General features: G+C 38.1%; 13 protein-coding genes and 7 pseudogenes. 9 read left to right on the top strand and 11 right to left on the bottom strand.

Annotated features, from left to right (window positions below; all coding sequences use genetic code 11):
- Window positions 1-128 precede the first annotated feature (128 nt).
- Complete coding sequence (locus KA717_19640) at window positions 129-410, top strand: hypothetical protein (GenBank protein ID UXE64480.1); 282 nt, start codon at window positions 129-131, stop codon at window positions 408-410.
- Entirely contained in the window at window positions 400-765 is a 366-nt protein-coding gene (locus KA717_19645) for a type II toxin-antitoxin system PemK/MazF family toxin (GenBank protein UXE64481.1), read from the top strand. Before KA717_19640 ends, KA717_19645 begins: the two co-directional genes overlap by 11 nt.
- Window positions 766-893: 128 nt before the next feature.
- On the opposite strand, the gene KA717_19650 is transcribed toward KA717_19645, so the two are convergent.
- Window positions 894-1,157 (bottom strand): hypothetical protein, encoded by a 264-nt coding sequence (locus KA717_19650; GenBank protein UXE64482.1) that lies wholly within the window; start codon window positions 1,155-1,157, stop codon window positions 894-896.
- Window positions 1,158-1,365: 208 nt separating this feature from the next.
- Here KA717_19650 and KA717_19655 point away from each other — a divergent pair, with 208 nt between their 5' ends.
- The 3 genes from KA717_19655 (at window position 1,366) to KA717_19665 (ending at window position 2,707) form a co-directional block, all read left to right on the top strand.
- Window positions 1,366-1,794 carry a hypothetical protein gene (locus tag KA717_19655; GenBank protein ID UXE64483.1) on the top strand — a complete coding sequence of 143 codons (429 nt, stop codon included), beginning with the start codon at window positions 1,366-1,368 and terminating at the stop codon, window positions 1,792-1,794.
- Complete coding sequence (locus KA717_19660) at window positions 1,760-2,065, top strand: hypothetical protein (protein UXE64484.1); 306 nt, start codon at window positions 1,760-1,762, stop codon at window positions 2,063-2,065. Before KA717_19655 ends, KA717_19660 begins: the two co-directional genes overlap by 35 nt.
- 174 nt (window positions 2,066-2,239) lie before the next feature.
- On the top strand, window positions 2,240-2,707 hold the full coding sequence (locus tag KA717_19665) for a hypothetical protein (GenBank protein UXE64485.1): 468 nt from the start codon (window positions 2,240-2,242) through the stop codon (window positions 2,705-2,707).
- Between the two features lie 370 nt (window positions 2,708-3,077).
- On the opposite strand, the pseudogene KA717_19670 reads toward KA717_19665, so the two are convergent.
- From KA717_19670 to KA717_19685, 4 genes and pseudogenes are all read right to left on the bottom strand, one after another.
- Window positions 3,078-4,414 (bottom strand): annotated as a pseudogene (locus KA717_19670) (IS5 family transposase).
- A 102-nt stretch (window positions 4,415-4,516) separates the two neighbouring features.
- Window positions 4,517-5,194, bottom strand: a complete 678-nt coding sequence (locus tag KA717_19675; GenBank protein ID UXE64486.1) for an IS4 family transposase — start codon at window positions 5,192-5,194, stop codon at window positions 4,517-4,519.
- 294 nt (window positions 5,195-5,488) lie between these two features.
- Window positions 5,489-6,826 (bottom strand): annotated as a pseudogene (locus KA717_19680) (IS5 family transposase).
- Between the two features lie 299 nt (window positions 6,827-7,125).
- A complete protein-coding gene (locus KA717_19685) occupies window positions 7,126-7,467 on the bottom strand; it encodes a hypothetical protein (GenBank protein UXE64487.1) in 342 nt (113 codons plus the stop codon).
- A gap of 113 nt (window positions 7,468-7,580) precedes the next feature.
- On the opposite strand from KA717_19685, the pseudogene KA717_19690 reads away from it, so the two are divergent.
- The 3 genes and pseudogenes from KA717_19690 to KA717_19700 all read left to right on the top strand — a co-directional run bounded on the left by KA717_19690 (window position 7,581) and on the right by KA717_19700 (window position 8,929).
- A pseudogene (locus KA717_19690) lies at window positions 7,581-8,193 on the top strand (transposase).
- 162 nt (window positions 8,194-8,355) lie between these two features.
- On the top strand, window positions 8,356-8,478 hold the full coding sequence (locus KA717_19695) for an IS1-like element transposase (GenBank protein UXE64488.1): 123 nt from the start codon (window positions 8,356-8,358) through the stop codon (window positions 8,476-8,478).
- 79 nt (window positions 8,479-8,557) lie between these two features.
- Entirely contained in the window at window positions 8,558-8,929 is a 372-nt protein-coding gene (locus tag KA717_19700; protein ID UXE64489.1) for an IS1 family transposase, read from the top strand.
- On the opposite strand, the pseudogene KA717_19705 reads toward KA717_19700, so the two are convergent.
- The 6 genes and pseudogenes from KA717_19705 to KA717_19730 all read right to left on the bottom strand — a co-directional run bounded on the left by KA717_19705 (window position 8,911) and on the right by KA717_19730 (window position 13,089).
- Window positions 8,911-9,282 (bottom strand): annotated as a pseudogene (locus KA717_19705) (transposase). The gene KA717_19700 and the pseudogene KA717_19705 sit on opposite strands and share 19 nt — an antisense overlap.
- Before the next feature lie 15 nt (window positions 9,283-9,297).
- The gene (locus tag KA717_19710; GenBank protein ID UXE64490.1) at window positions 9,298-10,473 is read right to left on the bottom strand and encodes an IS4 family transposase; all 1,176 of its coding nucleotides are present in this window, start codon (window positions 10,471-10,473) and stop codon (window positions 9,298-9,300) included.
- 17 nt (window positions 10,474-10,490) lie between these two features.
- Window positions 10,491-10,685 (bottom strand): transposase, encoded by a 195-nt coding sequence (locus KA717_19715; protein UXE64491.1) that lies wholly within the window; start codon window positions 10,683-10,685, stop codon window positions 10,491-10,493.
- A gap of 200 nt (window positions 10,686-10,885) precedes the next feature.
- Window positions 10,886-11,566, bottom strand: a pseudogene (locus tag KA717_19720) (IS630 family transposase).
- A 191-nt stretch (window positions 11,567-11,757) separates the two neighbouring features.
- A pseudogene (locus tag KA717_19725) lies at window positions 11,758-11,940 on the bottom strand (hypothetical protein).
- Window positions 11,941-11,976: 36 nt separating this feature from the next.
- Window positions 11,977-13,089, bottom strand: coding sequence for a transposase (locus KA717_19730; GenBank protein ID UXE64492.1), 1,113 nt, complete (start codon window positions 13,087-13,089; stop codon window positions 11,977-11,979).
- A gap of 268 nt (window positions 13,090-13,357) precedes the next feature.
- Here KA717_19730 and KA717_19735 point away from each other — a divergent pair.
- Window positions 13,358-13,561 (top strand): annotated as a pseudogene (locus tag KA717_19735) (IS5/IS1182 family transposase).
- Window positions 13,562-13,623 lie beyond the last annotated feature (62 nt).

The following is a 13,623-nucleotide window of genomic DNA, read 5'->3' on the forward strand; positions in this document are numbered from 1 at the left end:
CACTTAAAACAAGCAATTAAACTAGATTCCGAATATTTAGAAGATGCAAAAAATGACACCGACTTTGATAAAATTCGCCATGATTCCCGTTTTATTAACTTAATTAATTCCCAAAATCAGAATTTACAATGATGAAATCCTCCTTATACTTAACTACAACCGCTTTACCTGGCAACAAAATTGAGATTCAAAACCCCGATCTTAACGTTGGTCAATCCGTAGAAATTGTGGTTCTGATACCCGAATCTTCGCAATCTGAACTTTCTCTAGAAGACCGTATTACCTTTTTAAAATTGCCTCTTTTCGAGCGACAAAAAATTCTAAAAGAACAAGCAGAATCAATGGTTAATCACTATCAAGAAAACTCTGAATGGAAAGAACTATTAAGCAATGACATCATTGACTATTAAGCCCGAAACCCTAAAACGTGGTGAAATTTGGTTAGTAAACTTCGATCCGACCATTGGGGCTGAAATCAGAAAAAGTCGTCCTGCCGTTGTCATTAGCTCGAACGCAGTCGGAAAATTACCGATTAAACTCATTGCACCAATTACCGATTGGAAGCCCTATTTTACTCAAAATTTTTGGCATATAAAAATTGAGCCAAATACGACAAATGGCTTAACAAAAATTTCCGCCATTGATGCCCTACAAATTAGAGGTGTGGATTTACAAAGATTCATCCAAAAATTGGGCAGTGCTGATTCATCCAAAATGCAAGAAATTTCCGTCGCTATTCTTACTATTCTTGAGTATCGTGATTAACAGTGTAGGTTTTATGTGACGGCTTATCGTACCCATCGAATTTAAAAAAATTAACTACGCTTATTTAAAAAAATTAACTACACTTAAATACTTTACTTTATGTTAATGTGATAAAAATGCGATCGCCGTTAAGGATTAAGGGATGATTTTATAACAAATCCTAATAGAGCCAAAAACATTGCTGAAATGAGAACCCAGAGACGAGTATCCTGCTTCTCAGATTGTTTTCTGAGTTCCGCCATATTATCGTTGATAGCCTCTAACTTCTCATCCATTCTCGCCTGATTAATTTTGATCTCAATTACAGTCTCGTTAATTTTTTCCACACTTTGCTTAAGCTCAGTTATCAGGTCTTTTATTTCCTTTAACTCAGAATCGGTGACAGTAGGCATAGGACAGTATTCCCGAAGCAACAATACAAATTATACAACAAGGAAAAACGCGATCGCCGGTTTATCGCTTTAAGCCGATGGGAAAAAAGCAATTTTTCCTAACAGTCCCAACAATCCCCCAACCAAAGCAAACAATATCCCAATTAACCAACCTGTTAAACGGGTGTGACCTTTAGTTGATGAAGGAAAAGAAAAGTGTTAACATGAGATGAAAAGTGACAAAGAGGAAACAATGATGACAGCAAAACTAATTAATGTAGAGGGTTCAAAGATAAAAATAGAACTAACATTAGAACTAAGTCGTTCAATGTTGGATACAGAAATAAATATTCAAAAAGGCTTAAACGAAGTAGGTTGCATCGCCAGCAAAGAAGCCTTGAAATATTTAGATACAGATGGTTCACCCTTAAAAATCGGTGAAGAAATCTGGAAGAGTAAGGGAGAGCAACCGAAAGAATATCAAACACCTTATGGTGAGGTTATAGTGAATCGTCATGTATATCAGCGTTCACCTTTGAGGAAAAACGTATTGCCCCTTAGAAAGAGAAGCAAGGATAATCATAACATCAACGCCATTATTGGCAAAACAGGTATCCTCAAAAATGTCAGGGATGGCAGGCAAAGAGGTGAAAAATGATTTATTAGAAAATCATGGTAGAAAAGTAGCGCTATCCTATATCCAAAGATTGAGTGAAGCAGTAGGAAGTGTGGTACAGGCAAAAGAAGAAGCGTGGAGTTATGCCCCGCCCAAGGAGGATAGCCAAATTGCAACAGTGGGAATAGGATTAGATGGAACCTGTATGCTGATAGGCGAAGAGGGCTACCGTGAAGCAATGGTGGGAACCCTTTCCCTATACGATAGTGAGGGAGAACGTCAACAGACAATCTATCTAGGGCTTGCTGAATAAGTATAGAACCCTTGCCAGATAATGCTTTCAAGCATTTTAAAAACGATCAGGTGCAAGGTTATGGCCTTTGGAGGCTCAAAGCCCATGCACGTCGTTGGAAAACTGGGGGTTGAAATTGGAAACAACTCTCTGAAGTCACCATTTTTCGCGTCCTGTGGCATCTAGGTTCGTTTTGTGGACTTTTTCAGCAGACCCTATCTAGGTGCGGCACCAGAGTATGGAAAAAAGAGTTTTCTAGAAAGATTGGAAAGAGAAATTGAGCGAGCAAAAAAACGTTATCCAGAGGCAAAATTGGTCGGTATAGCAGATGGTGCAGAATCAAATTGGAAGTTTTTAGAAAAGCAAACGGAAGAACAGATATTAGATTTCTATCATGCCTCTGGTTACTTAGGAGCGTTGGCAGAAGCGTTGCATCCTAATACCGTGTCAAAACAAAAAGAATGGTTGGTTAAAAATTGTCGAGAACTCAAGCATAAAAAAGGAAAATCAGGAGAACTGCTAAATCTGATGAAAGAAGTCAAAGAAGAAAAAAGTCATTCTAAGAATCTTACCGAGAAACTACAAGCAGCGATTACTTATTACGAGAATCATCAGCATCAAATGGATTATGCTGAATACCTGCTGGGGCGACAAGATAGCTAGAAGACAGACATAGCAAGCTCCATAGCCCTCTGACCTCGAATGTAATCCCTCAACCGATGACGACTAATTTGCATTAGCTCTTGAATTATTTTTTCATACATCTGCCGTAGTCCCAGCCACAAATGGAGGTGTTGACCTACATAGGGCTTGCTGAAAAAGTCAAAAAACGAAAGAAATGTGGGTTAGGGAAGTATGGACTGAAAAAGCATAGATAACTTATCCTTATGGAAACAAATCAAAATACAGATTTTGTTTAATCTATTGTTCCTTTCTGTCTAAAAAGGTCAACACAAATCACTCCTCACAAAAGAGAGGAAAATTAACACCATTTTTCACAAGAAAAACGACTCTACAACTTTTTACTTTTTGTCTTCTGAAGTAGAGTAGAAAGATTCATTACCAAAAAGTTCATCGCAATTACCGTTTCCGAGGTCTCAGGTAGTTTGGCCATCACTCGACCAAGACTAAATTTCCTCTTTCCCTGTCCGAATTTACCCTCAATGGCATTACGCACTCTTTCATCTGAGCGTGCCTCTTTCTTTTTTTCTTTGCTCACCTCTTTCGGCGGTCTTCCCAATCGGGGACCACTCATTCTTATATCCCTTTCTTTACAATAAGCTCGATTCGCTTTTGTTCGATAGATTTTATCCACATGAACCGATTCCGGATAACATCCTGTTTCCCTTTTATATTCTTCTATTCGCGCTTGTAAATCTCCCGATTCGTTGTAATTATCCCAACTTAATTTGTCTAAGAAGACAAAGCCATTCACATTACTTGCCGATATTTTAGCTCCAAACTCTACTGCTTTTCCCGCTTTTCCACGCACTATTGGACGCACGTGAGGTTGGCTTACACTCACAATTCTGTTTTCTACTTTATTTGTCTTTTTTTCATACATTTCTAACTGTTGCTCATACACTTTTCCTATCGTTACAAGCTCTTCTTGCTCTTTTTTCGTTAGTTTTTCTAACTTTGCTCCCTCTTCTATCATTTTTTCTATATCAGACAAGTTTCTTTTTATATATCCTAGTTGTTTTTTTGTTCCTTTTCTTCTTTCTTTTTTTGACACACGACGTTTTTTTGCTATGGCTAAGTACTCTTTTCTTGCCACTTCCCTATAAGTCCTCGGCTTTTCTTTCCTTTTCTCTTTTATTTCTTCATACAGCTTATCTATTATTTTTTCTGTTTTTTCTCTGGCATCATTCAATATTCCTATATCCGTTGGATATTTTATATCTGCTGGTGTACAAGTCGCATCTAACAATAACTTTCCTTCATTTTCTTTTTTTTCTGACGCTACACCCGTCGCTTTTTTTCTATTTCTTTATTAATTTTATTTATTAATTCCATTCCTATTTTTTTACGAAAATGAACCATCATTGACGCATTAAATGCTTCTTTGCTACTATAGCTTTCCATTCCTATAAAGTACTGTAAATAAGGGTTCTCTTTTATTTGTTCTACTGTTTCTCTGTCACTTTTTCCTGAAATTTCTTTGATAATTAATGCTCCTAATGCCATTCTAAATGATTTGGCTGGGGCTCCTTTTTTTTCTGTGAAGTTTTTTGCATATTCTTCCTCATATTCTTCCCAGGGAATCATTTTTGACATTTCTATCCAACGATTTTCTTCGTCTAACTGCCCGCCGAACAGATTTTTCAAGTTTTCTGGTGTTTCAATTGAGTACTGTTGCTTTCGGTACATCTGCTTTCTCTCTTCTTAATGCAATGGTTTTGAGGCATTCTACCCTATTTTCGTGCATTCTAGCGGTTCTTAATTCGCCTACTATTTTTCTCCGTAAAGGTTTCAGCTTTTTTCAGCAAGCCCTACATAAAAGCTACTGTGACGACGTTTACTCGTTCTTTTCGATTCTGGTCTGACCACATATTTTTGAATTCCTTTTTCCTTGACCATTTGACCTTGTAGAATTGCACTCGTATGGGCAATCGCTGCCACAATTAATAGCTTTGATAGTCGTTCTGCCTCTAGATTTGTTCCCTCTAGATTATAGCCTCCAGACTTCAAATCCCTAAACATTTCCTCGATACCAAATCTTTTTTGATACGATTTAATTGCCTCCTCTAGGCTTCCTAAATTTGTCAAGATAAACCAAGGCTCTTTTGTCTTAAATCCGCCGTAGGTCTTTTTCCATTTACAGGCTAAATTAAATCCTCCAAATCCTTTCATTTTGGTAACGTTTACTTCGTTAAAAAATAGACTTGTTCCCGGGGATAATCCCAACGCTCTCATTTCTTGGTAAAGCTGCTCATCTTCCGACACATTTGTCGTCTTTTTCTGTCTCAAACAAAAGTATAGACCCTTCTTTCCTAGCCACTTTCCCAGTGTGACTGAACAGAATTCTCTGTCCCCTAATATCACTATTTTGTATTCTGAGAATAGGCTTATTGCCTTCTCTAAATACCCTTTTTGAGCCGTTAAATTACTATTTCCTTTTTTGTCTAAAAATTCCCAATATACTAACACCGCTCTTTTCTCATAAATTAAGCTTACTGTCAGGATGTTTATTACACCCTAATTAGGGCTTGCTGAAAAAGTCAAAAAACGAAAGAAATGTGGGTTAGGGAAGTATGGACTGAAAAAGCATAGATAACTTATCCTTATAGAAACAAATCAAAATACAGATTTTGTTTAATCTATTGTTCCTTTCTGTCTAAAAAGGTCAACACAAATCACTCCTCACAAAAGAGAGGAAAATTAACACCATTTTTTACAAGAAAAACGACTCTACAACTTTTTACTTTTTGTTTTCTTTTTTGTCTTCTGAAGAAGAGTAGAAAGATTCATTACCAAAAAGTTCATCGCAATTACCGTTTCCGAGGTCTCAGGTAGTTTGGCCATCACTCGACCAAGACTAAATTTCCTCTTTTCCTGTCCGAATTTACCCTCAATGGCATTACGCACTCTTTCATCTGAGCGTGCCTCTTTCTTTTTTTCTTTGCTCACCTCTTTCGGCGGTCTTCCCAATCGGGGACCACTCATTCTTATATCCCTTTCTTTACAATAAGCTCGATTCGCTTTTGTTCGATAGATTTTATCCACATGAACCGATTCCGGATAACATCCTGTTTCCCTTTTATATTCTTCTATTCGCGCTTGTAAATCTCCCGATTCGTTGTAATTATCCCAACTTAATTTGTCTAAGAAGACAAAGCCATTCACATTACTTGCCGATATTTTAGCTCCAAACTCTACTGCTTTTCCCGCTTTTCCACGCACTATTGGACGCACGTGAGGTTGGCTTACACTCACAATTCTGTTTTCTACTTTATTTGTCTTTTTTTCATACATTTCTAACTGTTGCTCATACACTTTTCCTATCGTTACAAGCTCTTCTTGCTCTTTTTTCGTTAGTTTTTCTAACTTTGCTCCCTCTTCTATCATTTTTTCTATATCAGACAAGTTTCTTTTTATATATCCTAGTTGTTTTTTTGTTCCTTTTCTTCTTTCTTTTTTTGACACACGACGTTTTTTTGCTATGGCTAAGTACTCTTTTCTTGCCACTTCCCTATAAGTCCTCGGCTTTTCTTTCCTTTTCTCTTTTATTTCTTCATACAGCTTATCTATTATTTTTTCTGTTTTTTCTCTGGCATCATTCAATATTCCTATATCCGTTGGATATTTTATATCTGCTGGTGTACAAGTCGCATCTAACAATAACTTTCCTTCATTTTCTTTTTTTTCTGACGCTACACCCGTCGCTTTTTTTTCTATTTCTTTATTAATTTTATTTATTAATTCCATTCCTATTTTTTTACGAAAATGAACCATCATTGACGCATTAAATGCTTCTTTGCTACTATAGCTTTCCATTCCTATAAAGTACTGTAAATAAGGGTTCTCTTTTATTTGTTCTACTGTTTCTCTGTCACTTTTTCCTGAAATTTCTTTGATAATTAATGCTCCTAATGCCATTCTAAATGATTTGGCTGGGGCTCCTTTTTTTTCTGTGAAGTTTTTTGCATATTCTTCCTCATATTCTTCCCAGGGAATCATTTTTGACATTTCTATCCAACGATTTTCTTCGTCTAACTGCCCGCCGAACAGATTTTTCAAGTTTTCTGGTGTTTCAATTGAGTACTGTTGCTTTCGGTACATCTGCTTTCTCTCTTCTTAATGCAATGGTTTTGAGGCATTCTACCCTATTTTCGTGCATTCTAGCGGTTCTTAATTCGCCTACTATTTTTCTCCGTAAAGGTTTCAGCTTTTTTCAGCAAGCCCTAATTTGTTCTATCTATTGCTAGATAGGGCTTGCTGAATAAGTATAGAACCCTTGCCAGATAATGCTTTCAAGCATTTTAAAAACGATCAGGTGCAAGGTTATGGCCTTTGGAGGCTCAAAGCCCATGCACGTCGTTGGAAAACTGGGGGTTGAAATTGGAAACTACTCTCTGAAGTCACCATTTTTCGCCTCCTGTGGCATCTAGGTTCGTTTTGTGGACTTTTTCAGCAGACCCTAGATATACACAACCATTTTTAACACATTTTTCTGGCTTCTTTATTAACTCTTTTACACAGGGAAACCAGATTTTCTCTATACTTAGTTTTTCCAGATTTAAAAATCTCTGTATTTTTCTCCTTCTACTTTCCATTAAGATGGGAATTGGTAGAGCTTCCGCTATTCTTTCTAACCTCATATCTTGTAATATTTGCAAGCATCCTACTACTACAAATAGGAATAAGTATTCGGCTCGACTTAGATTCTCTTGTAAAGTGGCTTCATATTCTTTTGCTATCATGTTTTCCTTTTGGGGTTATTGTACTCTTTTATAGAGTGTCTTGTCTTGTTTCTTTCTACTGTAATCCTTGCTACACAGGACTTTTACCTACTCTTGTCGCCCCACCAGTACAGTATTATATTGGAACAGACTGGGGAGTATCAGAATCAACGGTCTGTCGTACAACTCAGAAAATCGAAAATATCTTAATTCGCTCAGGAGTGTTCAGTTTACCAGGGAAAAAAGAGTTACATCAAAAAGAGGCAGAAGAAAAAGTAGTAGTAATGGATGTAACAGAGATTCCGATGGAAAAACCGAAAGAAAATCAGAAAAGTTTTTATAGCGGAAAGCGGGGAGAACATACATTAAAGACACAACTAATTATTGACTTAAAAAGCAAGAAAATCATCTGTTTAGCGAGTGGTAAAGGAAGAGTGCATGACTTCAAGCTATTTCAAAATAGTGGAGTAAGAGTTGGAGATTTGATAAAAATCATTGCGGACAAAGGATATCAAGGAATTGCCAAAATTCATGAGTTAAGTGAAACACCGATTAAGAAAAAAAAGGGTAAAAAATTGAGTAAAGAGGAGAAGCAATATAAATAAGTTATTAAACCGTCTTCGAGTAGTAGTAGAACACGTTAATCGACGATTAAAAATTTTCAGAATATTATCTTCAACCTATAGAAATAGAGGTCGTGTTCTAAACCTGTGGAAAAGAGTAATAATAAATAAATGTAAATCTTAAAATTGGTGTGCCATGCTATTCAAAGCAATTGTTTGCCCAAGTTGTCAAAGTACGGATATTGTGAAACACGGCCCCTCTGGGGAGGGGAAAGAGCGTTACAGATGTCGTAATACAGAATGTAAGCGTTGCACATTTATCTTAAACTATACTTATAAAGGTTATTTGCCAGAAGTAAAGGAAAAGATTGCCGAAATGGCAATGAATGGTAGTGGCATAAGGGATACAGCCCGTGTGCTGAGGATTAGTCCATCAACAGTGATTAGTGAACTAAAAAAAAGAGTCTAGTTTAGTATTCGTCAACGAAAAAAAACTAGCAGAACTGGAACCCAGTCAGAGTATTGTAACGCTCTGCCAATGGAATGACGTGGAAGCAGAACTCGACGAAATGTGGGGTTTTGTGAAGAGCAAAAAAGAGCAAAGATGGTTATGGCACGCTATTGATCATAAGACAGGTGAGATATTAGCTTATGTTTTGTCTGGTCACAAAGACGAAGCATTTCTAAGGCTAAAAGAGTTGTTAGAACCTTTTGGTATTACTCAATATTATACAGATGGATGGGGGGCTTACGAACGACATATTGAGCCAGCATTGCATGAGGTGGGTAAGTATAATACTCAAAAAATCGAACGAAAGCACTTGACATTGAGAACTCGAATAAAGAGATTAGCGAGAAAAACGATTTGTTTCTCCAAATCTATTGTGATGCACGATATACTTCAAACGTTCATAATCTGAGATTTATCAAAGCGTTGAAATCGTAAGGTGAGCAAAGAATCAAGCTCCTCCTTATATTTTACGTTAGCATCTTTAAGACATCCTGAAATTGCTGCAGAAAACTGCGTAAAATCTTCATAATATTTTGCGTATAAACACTTCTTCTTCACAAACTTCCACAGTCTTTCAATTAAATTCAAGTTAGGAGAATAAGGAGGTAAGTACAGTAACTCTATTCCTAATGATTCTGCCAACTCCTGCACAATTCGGCATTTTTGATAACGAGCATTGTCTAATACCAACGTAATCGGTATTAATAGTCCTAATTCTGCTATCTTTTCTAGGAGTTCACAAACCTGAGTTCCCGTAATATAAGCTGACTTTTCCCGTTAAGTGCGGATTGCAAGCTGCCAGCCTTGGCAAAGGTCATGCAACTTCAACCAACCGCGCCAAAGGACTTGGATACCGAGAGGAGTTTTACGACGATGTTCAAGATAACCACCAAGAAAAGCAACAGACTCGACAGCCCAAGCAACAGTCAAAATAGGGGGAAGTTTTTGAGAGGCGGCTGCTTTTAACACCTGAAGTTGAAGAGGATTAAGAATTTCAATCGCGAGAGCATCGGGCTGGGTACGATGAAGATAAGTAACGTGTAAAAGTTCAACAGCAATGACACTTAAAAAACCCAAAAGAGTTTTCATTCCATCAGAGGCAAGTCGATAACGCTCACTCTGACAACCAGACTTAAGGACTTTATGAAATTCTTCAACCCGCCATCGGTAGGTGTACCAACGAAGAATAGTGACAGCCATCTCAATAGTCTCAACAACTTCTGTAGTCAGAAGCATCCAAGATAAAGGAGTTTCGCCTTCGGGACAATCGATTTCTGTCGCATAAACAGCATAGACATTCAACGGGTCACGATTATCAAAACGATAGGGAGTTCGTAGATTAACTGAGCAAAATCGGACGGCAAGCTTAACCTTCCGTGCTTTTCTTTTTCCTGTACTCGGAATCTCGATTTCTTGATGAAAACGAATCGGTTCTGATTCCAAATGTTGCCAAAGTCGTTCACTATTTTTGTCTAAACTACGATTATGAGACGCTCTGACCAGCACTCCTGTATGCTTGAGTTGACGCACTGAGTCAAAGACTTCTGAAACATCTCCTTCTCTGTCAAATACATGAATTACCCTCGTTGAACTTTCTACCTGTTTCTCACAGGTGTTTAGAGCCTCTACCCATTTGTAGGATTCTTTTTCCTCAAATGGTCTTTGACGAGCTGCTTTTCTTTGTTCTTTCTGTCTTTCTTTTTTCTGCTTCGCCGTTTCATCTGTTGGGGGCTTTTCTTTTACCTCCCTATTCCACAGTTTTTGCCATAATAAACCTAATACTTGTCCTTTTTCTGGCTCAATTGCTAAAGCACTATGCAGTATTAATCCATTCCCTCCTTTTCCAGTCGGCCCATACCCTTCCCTTTTTTCCTTGATATTGCGATAATCTAAGAAGGTCGTATCTCCGACTGATAGCATTATCTTATATTCTTCTACGGCGGCAGTTGTCATTTCACAGTGCGGCTCTATTATCTTGACAAAGTCTGTTTTCGGATTCCCAAAAATTCATAGGCCCTCTTTAACTCGTTTCCTCCCTTAAACACTTCTGATAAGGCTTTTCCAAACCCCTCACTTAACTTTTTCCCAATCGAGAAGGCACGATTGTTTAGCCTCTCGTCTCCCAATTCACAACTGGCAAAGTTTTTTGTCCACCATTCCAACATTTTTTGACCTGCCCTTTAAGATTTTCTCCATTTTACAGTCTCATACTCCCTTCATCCTTTGTTTTTGAAATTTGAACGATAAGCGGGATGATGGCTTCAGAATATTTTTTTCCTGTCAAGAGAATCATTACTCAAACCCTTGCCAGATAAAGCCTCTAGAAGTTTGCATTGCTGGATTTTGGACTTAACGGGAAAAGTCAGGTAATATAAGAACTGTTCGTTACCATAATTACTTCATGGGTAATTGCATTTAATGCTCCTAACACATTAAAACGTTTTCTCCCTGATGGTGACTTAATAAAAATCCTCTTGAAGCACCATATAAAATTTACAAATGCTCCCATTACAAAAGGAGAGGCATCTACAAAGAAAACTGCCCTTTTTCCTGCTTTTGCCTCTTCTAGCCTTGGTTCTAGCTCTTTTTCTCTATAGCTATCCTGAGCTTCTACATCTGCTTTTGATGGAATTGTTCCCACCTTTAGACACCTCATTCCTATTGACTTTAAAAATTTTCTGACTTGCGTTGGACTTCTTTTTATTCCCGTTAATTCTTCTATTCTTTTTACTGCTTCATTTATTTTTGCTGGTGGATTTGACTCAAAATATGCCTCAATTTTCCCTTGATGCTCTGTTAACTCGCTTTTCGGGCGATTAAATTTTATTTCTTTTAGTTTTTCTATCCCGCCCTCTTGATAATCACGGATATAGCTTGTCACCGTATTTACTGAAACTCCTGCGAATTGAGCAATTTTTTGATGAGATAATCCCTGACTTTTTAACCATAAAACTTCCATCTTTAGCTGTACTCTAGGATGCGGGTGATTAAACCGACCGTAAGACAACAGTCTTTTGTCTTCTTCCGTAAATTCTAACTTAATCATTTCTCAGCCTCTTGACTACTTTTTCTATTTTTACTATATTATCTCTTATTTTTAAAATTCGCAACTTGTGACCGTGTTCAGTATATTGTCCTTGGATTATTTATCAATCGCTTTGAATTTGGATGTCTTATTTAGATGTGCTTCCACAGATTCAGAACACTACCTAGACATCGTAGATACTGTGTTAAGTGTCAAGGGGAAACAGGAAAAAAATCAGTTTCCTCCTCTAAAACAACGTTAGGAAGAGCCAACTTAGTCTGGTCAAACGGTTTCCCTGACTTGAGAATCCCGTAAACAATCCGAATGAGTTTGTGCATTACAACCCCAACGATCTGCATTTTATTTTTTCCTGCCTCTAAAAACCGTTCTCGCAAGTCCTTCATCTTACATCTTGCACCAAAACTCATGTTCTAAGTTGTGACAGCAACTAACTGAAGTTGGAGTCCAAAAGATTGCAAAAGTGGACGTAATCGCTCGACTTGAGAAAAAAGGGAACAAAGAGCAACATCAGGAAAAAGTGTCTGAAGAGCAGAAGCAGAAGCTTGACCCCAATCAGGTGGTTTAGAGGAGTCAGTAGAAAGATAAACCCAATGGGCAAGAAGAAAACTAATCATCGAAAGAAGCAACCAGCGATAAACCCCCAGAAGAGTTTGTTGACCAAAACGATGTAAACCAAAACGATGTTTTACGGTCTTGAAAAAGCCCTCAATACTCCATCTTCGCCGTCCCCACCAGATAATGGTACTGGACTTAAGAGGACGAGTCGATAAGACGAAGCGTTTTTCGAGTTTGCCGTTACGTTTGAGGTAGAACCAAGAGATAGTAACAGGGAAAGATAATCCATCAAGAGTGACCTGTTGTCCTTTTTTGAGCAAATCACGAAGCTGACGACCATCAGCTAATTTACGGTCACAACGCACACCGACGATAACCGCAAGACGGCGTTTTTTCATCGCTTGAAGGAATTGCACACTACTAAAGGCGGTATCGGCTAAAATGACAACCCGAAAAGCACTCAGGAGTTCTTTGGGTAGGCTATCCACTAATCGCACCGCGAGTTGAGCGGGACTTCTTGTTTCTTTACCTCTCCAAACTCGAAATCCCCAGGGGACTCGAAATTCTCCTATCACCAGATAAATCACCAAAAGATGTAAACCCCTCTTCCCGTGAAGAACATGAATTAAATGCTCAAAAGCCTTAAATTTTCCGCATTTCTCCAGTGTCGTTAAGTCCACAATCACCTGCAACCAAGGTCGTCTTCCTCTTGGAGCATAGGTAAGTAGTTCTTTGAGAATTGCTTTTCGCACTGCTCGGATAATTTGGCGAGTACCCCAATCATACTGATTCAAAAATCGGCTTAAGGCCGAGGGTGATTTTGTTTGACTATGTTGGGGTAGAGGATGACCTTGAGCTTCTAGGAATAGCCCCAACATTGCCTGCAAACTATCGCGTTGATAGGAGGTCGGCATCAAACCTAGCAATGTATAAACTAGGGTCTGGGCTTGTATAAGAATGGTTTCCATTGTTTTGCTGTTTTTTCACTTCTACTCCTTTTTCCACTTTCTTGACCCTTTCCGCCAGTCGTTCTTTTGTTCTGCTGCAAGATGTAAGTCATGGGAGAACAATGACGCATAGAACTCAATGCAGGAAAATAAAGAGCCTTACGTAGGGCTTGCTGAAAAAAGCTGAAACCTTTACGGAGAAAAATAGTAGGCGAATTAAGAACCGCTAGAATGCACGAAAATAGGGTAGAATGCCTCAAAACCATTGCATTAAGAAGAGAGAAAGCAGATGTACCGAAAGCAACAGTACTCAATTGAAACACCAGAAAACTTGAAAAATCTGTTCGGCGGGCAGTTAGACGAAGAAAATCGTTGGATAGAAATGTCAAAAATGATTCCCTGGGAAGAATATGAGGAAGAATATGCAAAAAACTTCACAGAAAAAAAAGGAGCCCCAGCCAAATCATTTAGAATGGCATTAGGAGCATTAATTAGGGCTTGCTGAAAAAAGCTGAAACCTTTACGGAGAAAAATAGTAGGCGAATTAAGAACCGC

It is taken from the genome of Woronichinia naegeliana WA131 (assembly GCA_025370055.1).
Classification (GTDB): Bacteria; Cyanobacteriota; Cyanobacteriia; order Cyanobacteriales; family Microcystaceae; genus Woronichinia; species Woronichinia naegeliana.

Coding starts and splice junctions, on each gene's coding strand:
- KA717_19655 (UXE64483.1), top strand. CDS start 1,366: ATGAAAAGTGACAAAGAGGAAACAATGATGACAGCAAAACTAATTAAT.
- KA717_19660 (UXE64484.1), top strand. CDS start 1,760: ATGTCAGGGATGGCAGGCAAAGAGGTGAAAAATGATTTATTAGAAAAT.
- KA717_19650 (UXE64482.1), bottom strand. CDS start 1,157: ATGCCTACTGTCACCGATTCTGAGTTAAAGGAAATAAAAGACCTGATA.
- KA717_19715 (UXE64491.1), bottom strand. CDS start 10,685: ATGTTGGAATGGTGGACAAAAAACTTTGCCAGTTGTGAATTGGGAGAC.
- KA717_19710 (UXE64490.1), bottom strand. CDS start 10,473: ATGACAACTGCCGCCGTAGAAGAATATAAGATAATGCTATCAGTCGGA.
- KA717_19640 (UXE64480.1), top strand. CDS start 129: ATGATGAAATCCTCCTTATACTTAACTACAACCGCTTTACCTGGCAAC.
- KA717_19685 (UXE64487.1), bottom strand. CDS start 7,467: ATGATAGCAAAAGAATATGAAGCCACTTTACAAGAGAATCTAAGTCGA.
- KA717_19730 (UXE64492.1), bottom strand. CDS start 13,089: ATGGAAACCATTCTTATACAAGCCCAGACCCTAGTTTATACATTGCTA.